The sequence below is a fragment of the Xenorhabdus lircayensis genome, assembly GCF_016306625.1.
GTDB classification, from domain to species: Bacteria; Pseudomonadota; Gammaproteobacteria; order Enterobacterales; family Enterobacteriaceae; genus Xenorhabdus; species Xenorhabdus lircayensis.
Genome location: NZ_JACOII010000034.1, coordinates 97,299 through 117,878 on the forward strand (window position 1 = coordinate 97,299; position 20,580 = coordinate 117,878).

Sequence of the window (20,580 nt, forward strand, 5' to 3'; positions counted from 1 at the left end):
GGCATGATGTTTAATGGCAACACCGTGGATTACCGGGACGCCCCGCTGACCAATGATGGATTTTGGCCGGATTTGAATTTGCGGGAATTTCAGGTTAATCGCAAGCTGCCGCCCGACTTGGATAACGACATGCTGGCCAATGCCCTGCTGGCAACGGTGGCCGAAATCAACCTTGATCTGCAACGCCTGAAATCGCGCTTGCAAGCCAAAGGCTACCCGACAGCAGCCGATATGCCGGGCATTACCATTAACGGCAATACCGCGCTGGTCAGTCAGTATAAAAAAGCGGTCTATGCCCGGGCAAAGGCCGATTTATTGGGGGAGTACACGACACTGGTCAGCCGTGCCCCCAATCCGGGACAGGAAAGCCCGGAGGTGCGTAACCGACTGCTGGCCGAAGCCTCAATGGTACTGCGCAATATGAAAGGGCACGGACGCACAACGGTACGCCTGATATGAGCCAGTTACAGCAATTAACCGCCTTTTTGCGGGAGAACCTGCCGGAACGGATTTGTGAGACGGAATTTACCAGCGAAATGGATGAAATTCGCTTTATTCCGGCGCAACGGGATTTAGGGCTGGGGCAATACCAGATGTTTGTCCAGCAATATGAAGCGGTGATAGCGTGGGGGCGTTTCCCCTATCGGGAATGTGATCCACGCAATATTCCGCTGTTGATTGATATCTGGCTGACTGAGCAGGGGGACAGCCTCAGTGATGCTAATGTTGAGCAGGAACGGCCAACCTTAACGGTGGAGGTGGATGGCGAGACGGCGATTGTTGTGGTGTCACTGTCACTGGCAGAGCCTGTGGTCATACGGGAAGACCCCAAGGGCATGATCCCGTTTGAGGGCAAGCGCTGGTCACTGGCTGAGGCTGAGGTGTGGTTTGCTGAACAAGGCGCGGTGCATGGCATGGATGAAACCGGGGCAGCAATTGGGAATAGGGCATGATCCACGGTCAGTTAAATCGCAACCAGCTTAAGGAAATGCAGAACGCCTTAAGCCGTTTTGACCTGCCGCCGCAAAAACGGCAACGCTTATTATGGCGTATCGCAAAATATGGCGTCATTCAGGCGGCAAAACGGAATATCAAAAATCAGCGCTCCCCGGATGGCGAAAGCTGGCCTGCCAGAAAAAGCCCGTGGCGCAAGAAGATGCTCAGGAAGTTGCCCAAACTGTTACATATCCGTGAAATGCCGGAAAAGGGTATGGTGCGTATTTACCTGCAAGGCGGCGGTTACCGAAATGGCAAACGGCCAGTACCTGCGGGGGTTGTGGGCTATGCGCAGCAAAAGGGAATGAAAATTCAAATTAACAGAAAATCGGCATCAGACAGTAATGAAGCTCGAACAATAGACATGACCCGCAAGGCAACGATTCATCAGGCAAAGAAGTTGCGTTCTCTGGGTTATCAGGTCAAAAAAGGGAAAAGGCTGCGCAAACCCACTGTAAAAGAAATTACGGAAAACATGCTTTTTATTAAAGCCGGAGACAAGATCCGTAAGTTAAGTGGTAAAGCGCCTAAAAGTTCATGGTCGGTTGAAGTACCCGCCCGCGAATTCTTAGGCATGAACGAAGAAGAATTCAGCAAGGCGCTGGCACGCCAGTTGCAAGGCATTGGATACGGCGCTTAGCGCCTGATAAGGGATATTAGATTATGTGGCCACATGTTCAGGTTAATCAGGTTAACCAACTGCAAGGCGAAACCAAGGAGATAGAACGGGTATTGCTGTTCGTGGGAACAGGCAAGACCCATGTTGGCAAGACCATTGCGGTCAATACCCAGACGGACTTCGACACCGTGCTGGGCACGGCACAAACCGCCCTCAAGCGTCATGTACTGGCGGCAATGGCTAACGCCGGACAAAACTGGTCGGGTTATGTGCATATCCTGCCCGAATCGGCGGACGGGCTGGCGTTTGTCGAGGCGGTGACTGTAGCGCAGACCGTCGCCAGTGTTGAGGGCTATGTGCTGACCCCCGGTGCCAGCAAAGACATTATTAAGGCGGCGCAAACCCTGCGCGCCACTACCATCGCCAAGTTTGGCCGCTGGCAGTGGGCGATTCTGGCCGTGGATGCCCCGCAGTCAAAAGAGCCGTGGGCGGATTACGTCACCCGCCTGGCGGAACTGCAAAAGGGCGAGGCCGTGGCCTCGGTGCAACTGGTGCCGTGCCTGTGGGGCAATGAGGCAGGGGTACTGGCCGGGCGCTTGTGTAACCGTGCCGTCACCGTGGCCGACAGCCCCGCACGGGTGCAGACAGGTGCCCTGATGGATTTGGGCAGGGCTGATTTTCCGCTGGATGGTACAGGGAAAGCCATTGATCTGGCGACCCTGCAAGCGCTGGAAAAACTGCGTTTCAGTGTGCCGATGTGGTACCCCGACTATGACGGCATGTACTGGTCGGATGGCCGCACGCTGGATGTGGAAGGCGGCGACTACCAGAGCATCGAAAACTTGCGCATTGTCGATAAGGTCGCGCGGCGCGTGCGTTTGCAGGCGATTGCCAAAATTGCCGATCGCAGCCTGAACAGCACGCCGGGCAGCATCGCCACGCATCAGGCGTACTTTGCCCGTACCCTGCGTGAGATGTCGCGCAGTAGCGAGATTAACGGCGTGACCTTTCCGGGCGAAGTGAAATCGCCGAAAGACGGCGATGTCGTGATTACATGGCGCAATAAAAACACCGTGGAAATTTATATTACGATCCGCACTTACGAATGCCCGAAAGGCATATCAGTCAGTTTGTTGCTGGATAGCAGTCTGGAGAAAACCGCATGAGCCAGCGTATTTCAGGGCAGTCGATTGATTTTAATATGGACGGGGATCTGGTTCATGCCGAAAAGGTCAATTTGTCCATTACCGATAACACTGCCGCCGCGCAGACACAAGGCGTACCGGACGGCTATATTGCCGGGGATGTGGCGGCCGAAGGGGAAATTGAACTCAGCACCAAATACTTGGAGATTGTGACCGCCAAGGCGCGGGCCGCAGGATCATGGCGGGGCATTCAGCCCGTCGATTTGATGTGGTACGCCAAGGCAGGCAAGGAAGAGATTAAGGTTGAAGCCTACGGCTGCAAGCTGATCGTCAGCGACATTCTGGACGTTGACCCAAAAGGCGGCAGTGTCATGACCCATAAAGTCAAGTTTGTCGTCACATCACCCGACTTTGTGCGCATTAATGGCATTCCCTATCTGGAAGCGGAACTGACGCAAAGCCTGATTGGCTAAGAATGGGGTTCATGGAAGAACACGAAAAAACCTTTGTCACGCTGGTGCTATTGGGGGCACTGATTGCGTTGGGCAAAATGCTGACAGGCAACGAGCCGATCACGTTACGGCTGTTTATTGGCCGGATTATCCTGGGTTCAGCGGTGTCGGTGATGGCCGGGGCGTTGCTGATTTGGTGGCCGGGTATCAGCCCGGTTGCGGTTACGGGGATTGGCAGCGCCTTGGGGATTGCCGGGTATCAGTTAGTTGAAGTGTGGTTACGCAAGCGCGGCAGCGCGTTGTTGACAGGGAAGTTAAAAAAATGACGTTAAGTGAAAAACAACAGTTATTTGCGGTACTGATCGCCCAATTGATCTTATGGGCAGACGAACGCGGCTACCGGGTGACATTGGGTGAAGCCTACCGCACGCCGGCGCAGGCGGCACTGAATGCCAAGAAAGGCACCGGCATTGCCAACAGTTTGCATACGCAGCGCTTGGCGCTTGATCTGAATCTGTTTATTCAGGGCAAGTACCAGACCCACAGTGACACTTACCTGCCCCTGGGCGAATATTGGGAATCCCTTGGCGGCACATGGGGCGGGCGTTTCTCGCGTCCCGATGGCAATCATTTCTCACTGGCGCATAACGGGGTGAAATGATGCTTCAGGCACGGACGCTCTATTTTCTTATTGTGGCACTGGCGTTCGGGGCGGGCTGGCAGGTCAATGACTATTACCGTGACAGTCTGGAGTTGAAAATCACACAGGCCGCAGCGGAAACGGGCGAGCAGATCCGCCACGCATTGCAAGCGGTTTCCAGCGCGTCCGCCCGCCAACTGGAAGACAAACTGGAGGAAATTGCCCATGCCGCCCCGCGAGAAATTCGTACTGAAGTGGTTAAGCCTGTTTTTACTGCTGTGTGCGTTAGCCCTGAGTTTGTCCGGCTGTACAACCAAACCGCCGACCAGATTGAGCGCACCTTATCAGGAAAACCTGCTGACACGGTGTCAGGCCAAATTACCGAAACTGGCCGGAACAACCGGGAATAATTTAGTTGACGTTGTCATGGCATATTCCACCTTATATGGAACGTGTGCCGCACGGCATAATCAATTAGTGGATGAAATTAATAAAAGAAAGGAAATCACAAAATGAAAGAAAATAAAATCATTACCTTAATTATCGGCGAAAAAGAAATTAATTTTGAACCGAATATTATTGCCTATAACAGCATGATAAATGATATGACGATGGATAATAAGATTGTCCCCATTGTTGCTTATTTGCGTCGCATTGTGCAGCCTGCCTCAAAAGCGGCGCTGGACGAACTCCTGCAAATTCCCGGTGCCGCCATGCAGCTTGTCGAACGGGTGAATTCAGAATATGCGCCCAAACTGGACATCGAAATAAAAAACTAAATGCGCGGGTTAGGGCGATTGATAATAGCGTATTCGAACAGGCATTAATATTACGCCGCCACTATTTACCGAATGAGCCGGATAATACAGAAAGTTTAGCCCGTGCTATTTGGCTGGATAACCGTTATTGGGAATATACGCGCGTGTCAACCGCCAATGGCATTGCGCTGGCATTCAAGGGTGAAGCATGAGTAACGAATTAGATTTTACCTTAAGTCTGATTGATAAAATCACCAAACCCTTGGCCAGTGTCAAAGCGTCGGTGTCGGGGTTTGCCGAGGCCTCACAGGATGCCTTTGGCAAGCTGGCCATCGGCGGGGCGGGACTGGCCGCTTCGTTCTGGTCAATCAAGAGTTTTCTTGATCCGGCCATTGAAATGGAGGAGGCGCTGCAAACCGCCTCCTTGCAGGGGATTGACAGCGGCGTGATGGACAAGGTGGCAAAATCCGCCATGACCTTTAGTTCACGCTATGGTAAATCGTCGATAGAGTTTGTGCAATCCGCCTCAACCATCAGCAAGGCCATCGGCAGCCTGTCACAAAATGACTTGCCGCAGATGACGGCGATTGTGAACACCACGGCCGCCGCCCTGAAAAGTAGTGCCGACGATGCCAGCACCTATATGGGGCAGATGTTTGCCCAGTTCTCCAGCCATGCGAAGGACGTCGGGCACCTGCAATTTGCCGAAGAGCTGGCAGGCAAGGCGGTGTTTATGTCGAAAACCTTCGGCACGTCCATGACCGACATTGCCGACCTGATGGAGGGCGCACGCGCTGCCGGGACAAACTTTGGCATCGGTATTGATGAACAGTTGGCGGTGTTGGGGGAACTCCAGCGCTCGCTGGGTTCAGAATCCAGCGGCGCGTTTGAAGCCTTTATCACCAATGCGGAAGCCAGCGGGAAGAAACTGGGGTTAAGTTTCGTTAATGCGTCGGGCAAATTGCTGTCCATGCCGGAAATGCTGGAGAAGCTACAGGCCAAATACGGCAAGAGCATTGAAGGCAATCTGAAAGCACAGGCAGAGATTGATGAGGCCTTCGGCGATTCCGCTGTGGTCATTAAACAGCTTTACGGCAATGTTGATGTGCTGCGTAAGAACATGACGGCACTCGGTGCCAATGACGGCATGAAGCGCACCCAAGAGATGGCCGAACGGATGGCGAACCCGTGGGAACGGCTGCAAGCCATCTGGCAGAATCTCCGTATTGCCATTGGTTCAACGTTATTGCCAGTGATTCAGCCGTTGGTCAATAAGATGGCGGATGCCAGTCAGACACTGGTGCGCTGGCTAAAACTGTTTCCCAATATTGCGCGCTGGATTGGCTATATCTCGCTCGCCATCCTGAGCTTTGCCGCCGCAGGGGCGCTAGCCAATATCGTGATGGGCGTTTCCCGCTTTATCTGGCTGGGCTTAATTCCTCTCTGGAACACGGGGGCGTTTATGTTTTCCCTGTTGACGGGAAAAATGAATGTCATGTCAACAACCAGTACAAAATTAGCCAGCCTGTTAACGCGTCTGCGTGCCAGTTTGATTATGACCAAGATAGCGTCTTGGGCAACGGCGGCCGGATTTACGGCCATGGCATGGCCTGTGTTGGCGATCATTGCCGTGATTGCGGCGTTGGTGATTGCGGTCATTAAATTCTGGCAACCGATTAAGGCCTTTATTAACGGGTTTATGCAGGGGTTCAGCGAGGCGGGCAGTTCGCTTGCCCCGCTGTCACCGGCTTTTGATGCCATAGGCGCGGCCATGGGCTTTGTCTGGGAAGGCGTGAAAAGCCTGTTTGGCTGGTTCGCCAGGTTACTGTCGCCGATCCAATACACTGATGAAGAGTTACAGGGGGTGACTGAGGCGGGCAGTTCGTTTGGTCGCATTGTGGCGGGTGCCATTGGCCTGATGATGATGCCGTTTAATCTGGTGATTCAGGTGATTGGCACGCTGATACAGGCGTTTCAACGTGCCGGGCAGTTGATTAGGCAGGGCTGGGACGCGCTGTGGAACTGGGTTGGCAGCTTTTCACTGGTGGACACCTTGTCCGGCATGGCGGACAGTGTCGGCGATCTGTTCAGTGGCTTATGGGACAGCATCAAAGCCTCATTTTGGGAAGCCTATAACTGGATTATCGAGAAGTTAAATTATATTCCGGGCATCAACATTGAAACCAAGACGATTGAGGGCGCAGTTTCGACCCCTAAATCGGTTGTGCAGCCCTCTGTTGATAATCAGCAGGTGGCGGCATCCATCATTACGGGCGGGCAACTGAAAGGCATTAACAAAGGTGGGCTGAGTCAGAATCTTAACAGTCATAAACAGACGTCAATTGATAACAGCCGCCGTATTGAAAATGTGACGCTGAATGTCAAGGGTGGCATGACGCCGGAGCAATTAACGGAATGGGAGCAGGTGGCTTATGGATGAGCCTAAATACATTGATTTATTGATAGTCGATGGCAACTTCACACTGAACTCAGGGAATGAGCCACGTTTTTGTAATAACCGCTTTTCTGTCGGTCAGGATTGCGTGCACGCCATTATGGAAAGTGGCCTTGCCACTGAGTTGGTCGCAGAGCGCAGCCCGACCCTGCGCGCCGATATCCGCACCCGGATAGAAATTCTGGTTGAAGATGATGAAAGAATTATTCCGGGCACGGTGATCATTAACGAAGAGTCACCGACTAAATTGTGGATCACGGCGGAAACCTATGATTTTGGCCGCCTGAATGTGAGTGTGGGGCATGGAAACTAAACCGTCGATTGATTACGAAAAGGTGCTGCGTGACAGCGGGATGCCGACCACGGAAGCCGATATTAGTAGCGCCTTTGCCAAAGTCGTGGATGAAGCCGGGTTAGTCACCAATACCTCGCGCATGTCCCCGTTCTGGCGGCTGGTTAACACTATCGTGACGCGCCCGGTGTTGTGGCTGAAAGAGGCGTTAATCAACGTCACCCTGAAAAATATGTATCTGGCAACGGCATCGGGATCATGGCTGGATATGTTTGCATGGGGCGTCAACCTGAAACGCAAGCAGGCAACCGCAGCGCAGGGCGTGATCCGTTTCTACAAGGCGGCGGGTGCCTCAGCGGTGACCGTGCCCGCCGGAACGGTTGTCCAGACCGAGCGCATTAATGGCGAAATCTACCGGGTCAGTACCACGGAAAGCGTCGTGATAGCCGAGGGGGTCAGCAGTGCCTTGCTGCCTGTGGCCGCAGAATTGGCAGGCGGTGCCTTTAACTTGGCACCCGGCTATTTTCGGCTCCTGCCTGTGGCAGTGTCCGGCATTGAGCGGGTACAAAATGAAGAGGGCTGGCTGTTAACGCCCGGCGCAGATGCCGAATCTGACGATGATTTACGTGACCGTTGCCGCAACCAATATAACCTGGTGGGGAACTACCACACTGATGCCGTTTATCGCGGCATGATAGCCAGTCGCGTGGGCTTGAGTATCGACCGCATCTTCTTCCTGCATGATGCGCCCCGTGGGGCAGGCACCGCCAATGCTTACCTGTTACTGGATTCGGGGGTAATCAGCCAGCCGTTTATCAATGCGGTGAATGATTACATCAGCAATCAGGGGCATCACGGGCACGGGGATGATATGCAGTGCCTGCCGATGCCGGAAACCCATCATGCACTGACAGTGACATTGTTTGTGGCGAATCTGGCGAACTACAGTCAGGAACAGGTGGACACATTAAAAACCGATGTCGGCAACCTGATCCGCTGCGCCTTTCGGGAAAATACCGACTATCCGGTCAAGAAAACGTGGCCGTACTCGCGTTTTTCCTTTTCCAACCTGGGACGGGAGATCCATCGCGAGTTCAGCGAGGTGGGATCACTGACCTTTTCATTGGGTGACATTCTCAGTGAGCTGAGTGTGCCGCGCCTGCAATCGCTCACGGTGGAGGTGAAAAATGGCTGAGTTCCGGGAACGTCTCGCCCGGCTGGCGTTGCCCTCATGGATGAACAAGGGCGAGCCTGCCAAATTGCTGCAGGCGGCGCGGACATTCTGGTTGGGCGTGTATGACTGGCTGAAATGGCCGCTGGCTCAACTGGATGCCGAAACCTGTTCAGCGGCGCTGTTGTCGGTGCTGGCGTACCAGCGGGATATCCAGCGCTTTAACGGCGAACCGTTGCCGCTGTTTCGCAAGCGGGTGAAATACGCCTTTATCAATGCCAAAGACGCGGGCAGCGTGGCAGGTTTCATTGCCATCTTTGATCGGCTGGGCGTGGGTTATGTGGAATTGCTGGAGCGCCAGCCGGGCATTGACTGGGATGTGATTATCCTGCGCCTCAGTGACGGCCAGATAGCCGCCAACCCCGATTTGCTGATGAATATCATCCGTCAGTATGGCCGTACCTGCCGCCGCTACCGTTTTGAAGTGATCGCCAAAAATCAGTTACTGATGCGGGCAGGCAGCGTGGAGGCAGAATATTGCTGTTATGCCGCTGCGATGCCGACCCAGCCGTTATTGTTAAGAGTCGGTCATATCGCGGGCGTTGCCGTTTGTGACAATGCCAGCCTCAAGGAACCTACCGCACCGAACATCACTTACGGTGCTTCATTATAAGGAAATAGTATGTCTTCAGTGATAACGACAGACTTTGAAAAATGGAAAGCACAGCAAGTCGCTGCCGGGCATTCGGTGGTGTTGGACGAGTTTGTCTTTGCGAATGTACCGGGTTTAGATCCGTCTCAGGATATCAGCCGCAGTGAGCAACTGCCTGCCGCGCAATATATCGTACACCGTCAGGCGGTGAATAAAACCGGACTCGCCAGTGAGAACGCCGTGGCCTACAGCGTCACATTGGGCACCGAAGTGGGTAACTTTGATTTTAACTGGATTGGTCTTCTAAATAAGGCATCGGGCGTGATTGGCATGATCACCCATGCGCCTACCCAGAAAAAAATCAAGACCGCCAATGGCTTGCAGGGCAACGTCTTAACCCGTTCTTTCCTGCTGGAGTTTGATGGCGCGTCCAAAGAGACGGCTATTACCACGACAGCGGAAACATGGCAGATTGACTTTACCGCGCGTTTGTCCGGTATGGATGAGATGCAGCGCCTGATGAATACCGACAGTTACGGCGAGGCGGCTTTTTTCGGCGATGGCTCTGCGGTGATCCGCACTGGTGATCAATATACCGTGAAAAAAGGGCTGGCCTATGTCGGCGGGCTGCGTGGTGTGCTGGAGTATGACCAGACCCTGAACCAGATGCGCAATACCCGTGTGTATGTTGATTTTAGCTATCAGGGCAATCTGGTCAGTCAGTGGAAAACCGTGGTGAAAATCACCGTTGCCAATGATCTGAAAAATTATGTGGATGCGGCGGGGTATCCGCATTACGTGTTTGCGATCGCGAGTATTGATGGTAACGGCAATGTTATTGATTTGCGCAGTAAAGGAACATTAAGCGATCGGGGTATTGCTGAACTGAATAGAGAAATTGGCAGGGTTAAGCAGGATTATGCGACTAATCAGGCACTAAATGCTGTTAACGACAATGCAAATAATCGTTTAGCGATGCACCTGAATGGAGCCGATATTCCCGATAAAAAACTGTTTATCAATAACCTAGGTTTATCGAAAACTGTGGAGCAGGCGGGCAATGCTGTACCCAGTAACAGAACAATTAACGGAAAGTCACTATCTGATAATTTCTGGTTACTGCCACCAGATATAGGCGCACTCGACAAATCGAAGAACGGCGCGGATATTCCCGACATAAACGCATTTATCGATAATCTCTGGTTACGGGGGACGGTGGAACGGGCGGAAAATGCTGTGTCAGCGGATGGCGGGGACTATTCCGGTGCGTTTAGATTTAAACAAGTCGGCACATTGCCCCTCGAAACCAGTGCGGTTTCGCTCAATTCTCTCGGCTATAGGCCTGCGTATTCGCTGGTATCGAATACGAAATATGATTGGTATCAGGGGACGATTGAGACGGGTCTCATTCGCGGGCACAAAGAAAATATCGAGGGCTATGCAGTTGATATTAACCACCGCCGCGTGTTAATGGTCGCACCGGACGGATTACTCACTGTAAATCGAATTGCACTGACTGATTTCACTGATTTCGATAGTCGGTATGATTCACGATATATCAGCCGAACACGTCTGGGACGAGAATCGTCAACAATCGCTGCATTGCTCACCGCCAAAACCCGCGCTCCTGATGGGCATGTTATGACAGGTATCGGAAATGTCTCTACCCAAGCATGGGTCGGTGTCAATGAATTGCTACACCGTCCTATCCAGTGTTTTATCAATGGACAATGGCGCAGCATTGATGTTGAGGTATGAAATGAAAATAGAAAAATTCACGCGATATCAACCGGAAGATGGTATCCCAAACGTATTGTATTTACGGTCTGAGGACGGTCAGGACTGGTACGAATGCCAAAAATTGTTTTCCTCTGACACACTCAAAGTGGTTTACGATGACGATTTTGTTATCCGTTCATTTGGCTATGATATCAGTGCGCTGTGTCCAACGGGATTATCGGTGGCAGAGGTGGCGAGTTACTATGTCCCCCAGGATATCAGTATCGATGGTTCATGGCAGTACAGCGATGGAAAAATTATCCACCGGGTTTACACTCAACAAGAATTACGGCAACAGGCTGAATCGCAAAAACAACGTTTAATGAACGTAGCAAGAGAGAAAATTGATATATATCAAGATGTGGTTGGTTTTGATATGGCAACAGAGGCGGAGAAAACAGCGTTAGCCGACTGGCGAAAATACCGAATACTACTCTATCGGGTGGATTGCTCTATTGCCCCTCGTATTCGTTGGCCGGAGCAACCCGAATAATGTACTGGCAGCGTAAAACCCTGCAATTATCCCCGGCGCTGTCGGGGCTATCGGCCGCCATCGTGCCCGTTCACCCGTTTATTTACGGTGTCGGGCAGCAGGCGGACAGCGGCAGTTACTTAAGCCCGGCCAACGCCATTCATTACCTGTCAACTAAGCTGACTGGCGCAGGTCACCTGAATGCCCTTGTGCTGATGGTGTGCGCCAAGACCCATCACGAATTTATGCAGCATCTCACGCAATTTTCATCGGTGCTGCCGTTGCCGGTCTTTTCCCAAGTCACGCGTATGGCAAAAACCGCCGAACGCCTGAGCATCAGCAAAATGCAACTGCCGGGCAAGCCGGGCGGCGGTTTGCCTTTGCCGCAGCCATTGTCAACGGCAAGTAGCCGCCTGGCGGCCAATGCCCAATTGATTGAACAGGCTAAAGCACAGGCCAGCGCGGGCAGCAGCTTGGCAGGATTAAAAGCACAGTTAAGCGGATTTACCACGGCAAGACAAAACACCTTGCAGCAAGTCAGTGATGCCCTGAATGGTGCGCTGGGTAAAACAGCCCCCGTCTGGGCGTTTAGCGGAACAGGCCACGGTGCGCTGTTGGCCGAGAAGATGCGCAAGGAAATACCGGAACCGGACGCCGTTTATACACTGGCAACCCTGTTTGCCGGAGACGACATCAGCTCATTAGAAAGGATGCTATCGCATGAGCCAGATTATCACCCTCGCCCTTGACGGCGAAGCCATCCCCTTAAAAAGCCTGACTGTCACCCCTTCGGTGATGTTTCAGGATCAAGACCAGAGCGGGCAGTCATCCAGCACGGCTGTGGCCGAACAGGGCATTAAGCCGAAAGAACTGCGCATCACGGGCGTGATCCCCTTTACCGAACAGAAGACCCTGTCGCGCCTGTTTGCGCTGGCCGAAGCCAAAGACAACGGTAACCTGAAACGCTACCGTGTCGCCAACCTGACCGCGCAGGCCATTAATTTTCGCATTGGGACATTCACGGGCACGATTGACGCCAGCAAGTTGGACGGCAAGCAGGCATGGCAGGTGACTTTTACCTTACGGGAACATTTATCCGTCTCCGAAAAACGCGATGCCCGTGCTGCCGGCAATATTCCGGCCAAAAAGCAGACCGGGCAGGGCGGCAGTGCCGCCAGGGAAGAGCCGGAACAGTTAAGCTGGTTTGAGCGAAAAGTGCTGAAACCGATTAATGACAAGATAGGGGCAGCCCATGAAACCGATTAACCGGCTTTATCTCTCCGGTGATGAGATCCATTTGGTTGACGCCAATCTGATGCTGGAACTGTCAGCCTGTGGCCGGGGCTTTATCACGGCCGAGACGACCACCGATTACACCGGAAAGCTTGTCCGGCTGGATGTGGGCTATACCGATTTGGTGCTGCGCTGGTTTACGGGCTATGTGGAACGTTCGCAACCTGCCCAGAACGGCTATCAGCGCCTGTTTGTGCGTGAACTGGCCGGGGTGTTTGATCGCCAATGGCCGTGCTCGTTTCAGCATCCGACCCTGCGCCAGATTGTGGACTACTTGCAGGCGCACAGCGGGCTGACCTTTATCTTGCCGCAGGCACCCTATACCGATAAACCGATCCCGCATTACACCCATAACGGCACGGGCTATCAGTTACTGGCGAACCTGGGGCAGGTCTTCGCCATTGAAGATTACATCTGGCAACAATTACCGGAGGGTTCGGTGTATCTGGGCAGTTGGGTGCATTCACTGTTTGCCGGAAAACCCGTCGATATCCCGAATGAATTCAGTAAGAGCCAGTCCGCAGGCAATGCCATGACCCTTCCCATGATCCAATCTTTGCGCCCCGGCGTGGTGGTCAATCAGCAGCGGCTGAACAAGGTCAACCTGACTAATGAAAACATGACTATTACATGGTTGCCCAAAGGCCAGCAGGAGAACAAAACCCCCGCCCAGCGTCAGATGGATGCGGCTTACCCTGAATTATCGGCCGGGCTGCATTTGCCGAAATTTGCCCGTATTGAGGCTCACACCGAAAGCACGGCCAGCGGTGATATTTCCGATCCCTTCCGGCCGCGCTATGCGGTTGATGTGCAATTGCTGGATGATAACGGTCAGGACGCTGCCGCCCCGGTTTATCAGGCTGTCCCGCTGCCGTTGCCGATGGCGGGCGGTGAATCGGGCATGTTCCAGTACCCGCCCATCGGTACTATGGTTGAAATTGCTTTCGAGGGCGGCCGCCCGGACAAGCCCTTTATCCGCCAGACCCTGAGCCAGGGCAACACCCTGCCCGATATCCAGCCGGGTGAACAGTTGCAGCAGCAGCGGGCGGAAGTGTCGCAGCGTGTGACGCAGGAGGGTAGTTGGATACGGCAGACTGACCAGACCATTAATGAATCTTCCATGCAGCGCATTGTCAAGGCCGACACGGAAACCCGCACCCTCGTGGCACGGGAAACCACGGTGCAGGCCACGGATAAGACAATGGTGTTAGGGACTTCTACCCTACTCGCGGGCGCAGTCCAGCAGATTGCAGACGGTGATTACTGCATGGCGACCTCCTCCAATCTGGTTGCCAGTGTGGGAAAGGTCGCAGATATTGAAGTCGGCCAAAAGCTGATAGAGAAAATCGGCCTGATCCGCCAGAGCATCGCCGGCGCCAAGCAAGAGATTGTCGCGCCTGTGGTCTGGGTGGGCAGCCAGCAAATTAACGTGATGACGCTGATGTTAGACACGCTGGATGTGGTGAAAGAACTGGCCGAACTGACCGCCGCCCATACCCATCACAATACCGGCACCCCGGAGAACGCCAGCGCCATACGCAACACGGCGCATAAATCGGACGGGTTGAAACAGAAGTACTCGCCTGTGATTGGGTAAATAGCGCCCATTTGTGTGAGAACATTGACGCTATACCATAGGTTGATATTTTATGCTATAGCGATTAGACTGATGATGTTGGCTTAAGATAGCGCGCTATTGCCGAGGCTACCAACCACGTAAATAGCACTGCGAAAAACGAACTCATCAAAAACAAAAAAAACCAACCTCACCCGTTGGTTTTTTTGTTTCTCCCATCTATCACCTTAATTGATTGAATGATTTTAAAATCAACTTATAATCTGCTTTGTTGGTTAGACAAGCGAACTGGTCGCGTGCGAACGTTTAGTTTAGTATCGAAAAGGAATTCGACGTTTCGTAAATTTTGCGGGACGTATAAAGCCCTGGCTGAGTACAGGTGGTGCTGACTCAGAGCCTTGACCAGAGCGCGCTATCTTAAGCCAACACTTACGAGAACCAATCGGACAGGCAGTGTAAAGGCAAAGATTGGGAACATCGCGCTCCCTAGCTGGAGCAAACGGGTGAAAGCATTCATTAACACTGCAATCATCGTTCTCAAAGCATTAGTTGCGCTTTTAGAGTTGATCCGTGCATTTTTAAAATAACGGAAACGTAGATAAGGCCACCGGGTTAACCACTCGGTGGCCTTTAACATTTATGATGTTTGCCAAATCTCTTTATTCTTTTTCAATTTTTTATTTCCCACCAAGCGTAACCAGACGCACACAGCGCCATTCACTGCCCCACTTATTCGCCAACCATAGTTAATTTGGATCGCGTCCCTGTGTCGTGCTCAAGCTGCGCAATCCCCACGAAATAAAAGTAAACCCGACGTAAAACGGACTACTCCGCACCCGCCTGCACGTTTTGGATCAAAAAATTATTTCAGTTTTAAAATCCTACAAAGCAAGACGCCAGACCGCGCCAGCACGGGCGATGTGGGAAACATCGCAAAATGAAATGGGTGAAAAGATTTTCAGGCAATTTCAGTTTTTGGATCAAAAACGGATCGCGGGAAAAATATCAGCGCATTGATATTAAAGGGGAAATTCTATTTTACGTGGGTGGATGGATCATAGAATAAAGCCGCGCTAAATTATGAAGTTGAGTCAGAGCGCGGCTTTGAGGGGGAAGATAAACTGAAATTTATTGCTTCAATGAGTTATCACTACGGTTATCTTCTTCGGCTGATAGCCCTTTCAAATCGACAAGGATTCTATACTTCGATACTTCAATTTTGATATTCCGTTCTTAGGTAAACATTCTTATTATCTTTAATAGAGTTGGTGCTATTTTATCTAATCCTTCGTGAATGATGTTAACGAAGTTCTTAGGTAAACAAAAGAGGGGAATGGTTGTCGCCATTTTGCCGCCATTGATTGTAAAGCAAACAAGAATTAATCACTCGGCAAATATTTAATGCATTGATTTTTAAGTTTATTTTTAGTAAATGCTTATCGGAAATTTCTATTTAATAAAGAATAAGTTTTTCTTTAACCAAAAGAAGGGGAATTCTACAGGAAAGTCGAGAAAAAAAGCACCGCAATTGCGGTGCATTAAAAAATCACTATGGACAGACAGGGTAAATGTACAGGAAGTGAAAAAAACAGTAGCCTAAGCTACAAAGTCTGGTTTCCCAGACAACTTGCAAACACAACATCACAACCACAAAGCCAAAAGCTTCAATGTATTGCTACAGAGAGACTTTTCGTTCCGGCTTAGGAAGTGCGCACACTATAGGGATTTGCTGGTATATCCTCAATGGACAAATTATAATGATTCGGATTATAAAAACTAATACCTGAAAGAAAAGAGTTACCGGTATCGTCACCATCACATAAGAAACGAACATGTCCAAACGTTTACCTCCACTCAATGCGTTACGAGTTTTTGATGCCGCCGCCCGTCATTTAAGTTTTACTAAAGCGGCAGAAGAATTATTTGTGACTCAGGCCGCCGTTAGTCATCAGATGAAAAGTCTGGAAGATTTTCTGGGGTTAAAGCTTTTTCGTCGTCGTAACCGTTCGCTACTGTTGACGGAAGACGGGCAGAGTTACTATCTCGATATCAAAGAAATTTTTACCGCCATCAATGACGCGACCCGCAAGCTTCAGGCGCGTAGTGCTAAAGGTGCATTAACGGTCAGTTTGTCCCCCAGTTTTGCCATCCAGTGGTTGGTGCCACGGCTTTCTGGTTTTAATCAGAGTTTTCCGGGCATTGATGTCAGAATTCAGGCGGTGGATCGGGAAGAAGATAAATTGGCTGATGATGTTGATGTAGCGATTTTTTATGGCAGGGGTCACTGGCCGGGAATGCGAACCGATCGCCTCTATCCGGATTATCTGCTGCCTGTTTGTTCGCCAGCGTTGCTGACGGGAGATCGCCCATTGAAAACTCCTTCAGATCTCGCCAAGCATACCTTATTGCACGATTCATCCCGGCGGGACTGGCAAGCCTATATCCGCCAGCTTGATATGCAGCAGCAGATCAATGTCCAGCAGGGGCCAATATTTAGTCATAGTGCCATGGTGATTCAGGCGGCTGTGCATGGTCAGGGCGTTGCCCTTACCAATAATGTCATGGCACAGAATGAAATTGATGCGGGGCGTCTTGTCTGCCCATTCAATGATGTTTTGGTCAGTAAGAATGCATTTTATTTGGTTTGCCACGATAATCAGGCAGAATTGGGCAAGATCGCGGCTTTTCGGAAATGGGTACTGACGCAAGCGGCGGCAGAGCAAGAAAGGTTAGGATTTATCACCCAACATACCCAATAGCTATACCTAATAGCTGCCAACCAGAAACAGGAGCTGTGTGATGAGCAGTCGAGTCATACTTATTTTTGTTGGGATCAGTGGCTTTTTTTACGTGGCATTGGGAGCAATGGGCGCACATATGTTGGCTCTTGTCCTGACACCACGTCAGATGGAATGGATTCATACCGGCCTGCAATATCAAGGGCTGCATACACTCGCCATGATGGCACTGGCGGCGTTATTGATGCGCCAGCCTGTGGCACCGTTTGGTTGGAGTGGTATTTTTTTCGCAGCGGGAATTGTGCTGTTTAGTGGCAGTCTTTATTGTCTGGCCTTTTTTCCGCTAAAATTTTTGGTGTATTTGACCCCCATCGGTGGATTCAGTTTTCTCATCGGTTGGTTATGTGTATTAATTGGCGCTCTGCGTCTAAGGAAATTGGCGCCTAGCCATGAATAAAGTTGCTTTATATTGCCGCCCTGGTTTTGAAAAAGAGTGTGCGGCAGAAATTACCGACAAGGCGGGTAAGAAAGAAATTTACGGTTTTGCCCGCGTGAAAGAAAACAGTGGATATGTGCTGTTTGAGTGTTATCAGTTTGATGATGCGGATCGTTTGATCCGTGAAATTCCATTCAAGGAATTGATTTTTGCCCGTCAAATGTTGGTTGTGGGCGAACTGCTGAAAGATTTGCCACAGGAAGATCGCATTACACCGATTATGGGTATGTTGACCGGTGTCATTGAGCGAGCTGGTGAATTGCGTGTAGAAGTGCCGGATACCAATGAAAGCAAAGAGTTGATGAAATTCTGCCGTAAGTTTACGGTTCCGCTGCGTAATGCGATGCGTCAGGAAAAACTTTTGCTGGCAAAGGAAAATAACAGTCGTCCCGTGATCCATATCTTTTTCATTGCTTCGGGTTGCTGTTATGTGGGGTATTCCTACAGTAACAATAATTCCCGTTTTTACATGGGCATTCCTCGCCTGAAATTCCCATCAGATGCACCAAGCCGTTCAACGCTGAAACTGGAAGAAGCCTTTCATGTATTTGTTCCTTACGACGAGTGGGAAGAGCGTCTGGACAGTGGTCTTCATGCCGTGGATCTCGGTGCTTGTCCGGGAGGATGGACTTACCAGCTTGTGAAACGCAGTATGTTGGTTCAGGCGGTAGACAATGGCCCGATGGCTGAAAGCTTAATGGATACCGGACAGGTGAAGCATCACCGCGTGGATGGTTTCAAATTTGAACCCTCAGTGAAAAATATTTACTGGTTAGTTTGTGACATGGTTGAGCAGCCTGCCAAAGTTGCACAACTGATGACAGATTGGCTGGTAAAAAGCTGGTGTCGTGAGGCGATCTTCAACCTTAAGCTGCCGATGAAAAAGCGCTATGAGGAAGTTGCTCATATATTGCAGAAAATAGAACAGCAATTGAAAGAGAATGGGGTAAATGCTCAGATTCAGGCGAAGCATTTGTATCACGATCGTGAAGAGGTCACGGTACATATTCGTCGAATTTGGTCTGTGTATGCGCCTGATCGCGATTTTTGATGATGGTGGATATTTAATAAATTTCAAGTTGCATAAAAAACAGCAATTTGAAAAAAGAAAGGGTACATAGATAATTCTTTCTTAGAGCTAATTTCCAGCAGATAAAAACAGTATTATTTATTATTGAATAATACTGTTTTTTTGTTATCAAAAAAAATCATTTAAGAAATAATAATTAATCATCTAAATCAAATTTGTTTTAGATGTATTCTAAAAAGATATATTAATTATTTTTACACGGACAAGAACTAGCGCTATTTTATTCTGGAGTTTTATTTCTAGACGCATCTTAAAAAGAATTTAAAACTTTTGCTCCCGTTATTATAAATATTTCGGGTTTTAGTCTATTCGTCTTGTGTTACAGGAGATTTACATGACCTCAAAGAAAAAATATACCTATGTGGGGTTATCTGATTCTAATTCCGTTCAGGATGTAAATGCACTTCTCACAGCCTACGTTCCGAATTATGATCCTTCCATTCGTGTTGCCCATAAGCCATTGGGGGATGAAGCCCCCGATGAACTGGTGCGTGGTGATTACCATTGGTCCAATAAATATATTAGCTCTTCCGGAACATTGGAATTGTCATATCATTTTCTGCCATCGAAACCTGCCATAATGCCGTTGTTTAAGATTTCTGGTTTCAGTGCCTTTAATGAAGAACAAAAAGAAACAGCAAGGCTTTCTTTACAGTCTTGGTCTGATGTCACCAATATTAAATTTACCGAAGTCAGTAGTGCTAATAAGGCTAATATGACTTTTGGTTTCTTTGATTATAGTGCTGCCAAGGATTATGCATTTGCAACTCTGCCAAAGGGACAGAAAACAGCTTATACATGGTATAACTCAGAAAGCCATACTTTTATAGACAATGACGTTGATGTGAATGGTTATGCCCGTCAAACTTTCACTCATGAAATTGGACATACATTAGGGCTGGAACACCCCGCCGAATACGATGCTTCTGATAAAGTACGTCCAAGCTATACCAACTCAGCTGAATATTTCGAAGATTCTCGTGCCTATACCGTCATGAGTTACTTCAGTGAAAAATCCACTGGTCAAGATTTCAAAAATGAGTATTCATCGGCACCTTTGCTGAATGATATTTCTGCCATCCAAGATTTGTATGGTGCAAATACTGAAACGCGTAAGGGTGATACCGTATATGGTTTCAATTCCAATACTGATCGCGATTTCATGACCGCGACCAATGCTAACAGCAAACTGGTATTCAGTGTTTGGGATGCTGATGGCGAAGATACCTTTGATTTCTCTGGCTTTACTCAGAATCAGCGTATTAATCTGAATGAAGGTGCTTTCTCTGATGTTGGCGGCTTGAAAGGTAACGTTTCCATCGCTCGTGGTGTGGTCATTGAGAACGCAATTGGCGGCAGCGGTGACGACATTCTGGTGGGTAACAGCGCAGATAACATCCTGAAAGGTGGTGCAGGCGATGACGTCATTTATGGCGGCTTGGGCGGTGATCATCTGTGGGGTGGTGAAGGCAGAGATACCTTTGTTTATCTGAACGGCAAAGAATCACTGAAAGATAATCCAGACTGGATTCACGATTTCACTTCTGGTGAAGACAAAATCGATCTGTCTCGCTTCAACTTCGGTGATCGTGGCGATATCAAATTTGTGGATTCGTTCTCAGGTAAGGGGGGCGAAGCGCTGTTCACTTATGACAAAGTGAATGATTTAACAGATCTGGAGATCAGCCTTGGCGGTAATCTGTCTGACAGTGATTTTCTGGTGAAAGTTGTCGGGCAACCGTTGACTGAAGCAGATTTCATCGTCTGATGATGTCATCACGATAACTAAATACTGCCGTATGCATCTAAGCATGCGGCAGAATTAAGGAGGTAGCCGTGTTATATAGATCTCGAAAGTTAATATCGGTTTTCTTCTATTCCCTTTTTTTAGGTATGGGTTTTGTAGGTATGAGTTTTGTAGGCATCAGTTTTATAGATCGAAGTCTTATTTACGGA

Annotated in this window: 24 protein-coding genes; all 24 read left to right on the forward strand. The window is 50.0% G+C overall.

Features of this window, described 5'->3' with window-relative positions; all coding sequences use genetic code 11:
* Window positions 1-6: 6 nt before the first annotated feature.
* The 24 genes from H8A87_RS09255 (at window position 7) to H8A87_RS09360 (ending at window position 20,392) form a co-directional block, all read left to right on the forward strand.
* A complete protein-coding gene (locus tag H8A87_RS09255; RefSeq protein WP_198689750.1) occupies window positions 7-459 on the forward strand; it encodes a head completion/stabilization protein in 453 nt (150 codons plus the stop codon).
* Window positions 456-953 (forward strand): phage tail protein, encoded by a 498-nt coding sequence (locus H8A87_RS09260; protein ID WP_198689680.1) that lies wholly within the window; start codon window positions 456-458, stop codon window positions 951-953. Before H8A87_RS09255 ends, H8A87_RS09260 begins: the two co-directional genes overlap by 4 nt.
* Window positions 950-1,636, forward strand: a complete 687-nt coding sequence (locus H8A87_RS09265; protein WP_198689681.1) for a phage virion morphogenesis protein — start codon at window positions 950-952, stop codon at window positions 1,634-1,636. Before H8A87_RS09260 ends, H8A87_RS09265 begins: the two co-directional genes overlap by 4 nt.
* Before the next feature lie 20 nt (window positions 1,637-1,656).
* Entirely contained in the window at window positions 1,657-2,781 is a 1,125-nt protein-coding gene (locus tag H8A87_RS09270) for a DUF2586 domain-containing protein (protein WP_198689751.1), read from the forward strand.
* Window positions 2,778-3,233, forward strand: a complete 456-nt coding sequence (locus H8A87_RS09275; RefSeq protein ID WP_198689682.1) for a DUF2597 family protein — start codon at window positions 2,778-2,780, stop codon at window positions 3,231-3,233. Before H8A87_RS09270 ends, H8A87_RS09275 begins: the two co-directional genes overlap by 4 nt.
* A gap of 11 nt (window positions 3,234-3,244) precedes the next feature.
* Complete coding sequence (locus H8A87_RS09280; protein ID WP_198689683.1) at window positions 3,245-3,538, forward strand: phage holin family protein; 294 nt, start codon at window positions 3,245-3,247, stop codon at window positions 3,536-3,538.
* Complete coding sequence (locus tag H8A87_RS09285; protein WP_198689752.1) at window positions 3,535-3,873, forward strand: M15 family metallopeptidase; 339 nt, start codon at window positions 3,535-3,537, stop codon at window positions 3,871-3,873. Before H8A87_RS09280 ends, H8A87_RS09285 begins: the two co-directional genes overlap by 4 nt.
* Window positions 3,870-4,262 carry a hypothetical protein gene (locus H8A87_RS09290; RefSeq protein WP_198689684.1) on the forward strand — a complete coding sequence of 131 codons (393 nt, stop codon included), beginning with the start codon at window positions 3,870-3,872 and terminating at the stop codon, window positions 4,260-4,262. Before H8A87_RS09285 ends, H8A87_RS09290 begins: the two co-directional genes overlap by 4 nt.
* A 102-nt stretch (window positions 4,263-4,364) precedes the next feature.
* Window positions 4,365-4,631, forward strand: coding sequence for a putative phage tail assembly chaperone (locus tag H8A87_RS09295; RefSeq protein ID WP_198689685.1), 267 nt, complete (start codon window positions 4,365-4,367; stop codon window positions 4,629-4,631).
* Between the two features lie 47 nt (window positions 4,632-4,678).
* The gene (locus H8A87_RS20455) at window positions 4,679-4,822 is read left to right on the forward strand and encodes a DUF6890 family protein (protein WP_408646894.1); all 144 of its coding nucleotides are present in this window, start codon (window positions 4,679-4,681) and stop codon (window positions 4,820-4,822) included.
* Window positions 4,819-7,050 (forward strand): phage tail tape measure protein, encoded by a 2,232-nt coding sequence (locus tag H8A87_RS09300; RefSeq protein ID WP_198689686.1) that lies wholly within the window; start codon window positions 4,819-4,821, stop codon window positions 7,048-7,050. Before H8A87_RS20455 ends, H8A87_RS09300 begins: the two co-directional genes overlap by 4 nt.
* Window positions 7,043-7,378 (forward strand): DUF2590 family protein, encoded by a 336-nt coding sequence (locus H8A87_RS09305; protein ID WP_198689687.1) that lies wholly within the window; start codon window positions 7,043-7,045, stop codon window positions 7,376-7,378. The genes H8A87_RS09300 and H8A87_RS09305 overlap by 8 nt, the downstream gene beginning before the upstream one ends.
* Window positions 7,368-8,552: a baseplate J/gp47 family protein gene (locus H8A87_RS09310; RefSeq protein ID WP_198689688.1), complete on the forward strand. Its 1,185-nt coding sequence runs from the start codon at window positions 7,368-7,370 to the stop codon at window positions 8,550-8,552. Before H8A87_RS09305 ends, H8A87_RS09310 begins: the two co-directional genes overlap by 11 nt.
* Entirely contained in the window at window positions 8,545-9,201 is a 657-nt protein-coding gene (locus tag H8A87_RS09315; RefSeq protein ID WP_198689689.1) for a phage tail protein, read from the forward strand. The genes H8A87_RS09310 and H8A87_RS09315 overlap by 8 nt, the downstream gene beginning before the upstream one ends.
* A 9-nt stretch (window positions 9,202-9,210) precedes the next feature.
* Window positions 9,211-10,938 carry a phage tail-collar fiber domain-containing protein gene (locus H8A87_RS09320; protein WP_198689690.1) on the forward strand — a complete coding sequence of 576 codons (1,728 nt, stop codon included), beginning with the start codon at window positions 9,211-9,213 and terminating at the stop codon, window positions 10,936-10,938.
* A gap of 1 nt (window position 10,939) precedes the next feature.
* The gene (locus tag H8A87_RS09325) at window positions 10,940-11,452 is read left to right on the forward strand and encodes a tail fiber assembly protein (RefSeq protein WP_198689691.1); all 513 of its coding nucleotides are present in this window, start codon (window positions 10,940-10,942) and stop codon (window positions 11,450-11,452) included.
* On the forward strand, window positions 11,452-12,180 hold the full coding sequence (locus H8A87_RS09330; protein ID WP_198689692.1) for a hypothetical protein: 729 nt from the start codon (window positions 11,452-11,454) through the stop codon (window positions 12,178-12,180). The genes H8A87_RS09325 and H8A87_RS09330 overlap by 1 nt, the downstream gene beginning before the upstream one ends.
* A complete protein-coding gene (locus tag H8A87_RS09335) occupies window positions 12,152-12,697 on the forward strand; it encodes a baseplate complex protein (protein ID WP_198689693.1) in 546 nt (181 codons plus the stop codon). Before H8A87_RS09330 ends, H8A87_RS09335 begins: the two co-directional genes overlap by 29 nt.
* Entirely contained in the window at window positions 12,684-14,321 is a 1,638-nt protein-coding gene (locus H8A87_RS09340) for a hypothetical protein (RefSeq protein WP_198689694.1), read from the forward strand. The genes H8A87_RS09335 and H8A87_RS09340 overlap by 14 nt, the downstream gene beginning before the upstream one ends.
* Before the next feature lie 482 nt (window positions 14,322-14,803).
* The gene (gene dinQ, locus H8A87_RS20460) at window positions 14,804-14,887 is read left to right on the forward strand and encodes a damage-inducible type I toxin DinQ (protein ID WP_408646895.1); all 84 of its coding nucleotides are present in this window, start codon (window positions 14,804-14,806) and stop codon (window positions 14,885-14,887) included.
* Between the two features lie 1,245 nt (window positions 14,888-16,132).
* Window positions 16,133-17,059 (forward strand): transcriptional regulator GcvA, encoded by a 927-nt coding sequence (locus tag H8A87_RS09345; RefSeq protein ID WP_198689695.1) that lies wholly within the window; start codon window positions 16,133-16,135, stop codon window positions 17,057-17,059.
* Between the two features lie 40 nt (window positions 17,060-17,099).
* Window positions 17,100-17,495 carry a DUF423 domain-containing protein gene (locus H8A87_RS09350; protein WP_198689696.1) on the forward strand — a complete coding sequence of 132 codons (396 nt, stop codon included), beginning with the start codon at window positions 17,100-17,102 and terminating at the stop codon, window positions 17,493-17,495.
* Window positions 17,488-18,585 carry a 23S rRNA (cytidine(2498)-2'-O)-methyltransferase RlmM gene (gene rlmM, locus H8A87_RS09355; RefSeq protein ID WP_198689697.1) on the forward strand — a complete coding sequence of 366 codons (1,098 nt, stop codon included), beginning with the start codon at window positions 17,488-17,490 and terminating at the stop codon, window positions 18,583-18,585. Before H8A87_RS09350 ends, rlmM begins: the two co-directional genes overlap by 8 nt.
* 373 nt (window positions 18,586-18,958) lie before the next feature.
* Window positions 18,959-20,392 carry a serralysin family metalloprotease gene (locus H8A87_RS09360; protein ID WP_198689698.1) on the forward strand — a complete coding sequence of 478 codons (1,434 nt, stop codon included), beginning with the start codon at window positions 18,959-18,961 and terminating at the stop codon, window positions 20,390-20,392.
* The last annotated feature ends 188 nt before the right edge of the window (window positions 20,393-20,580 follow it).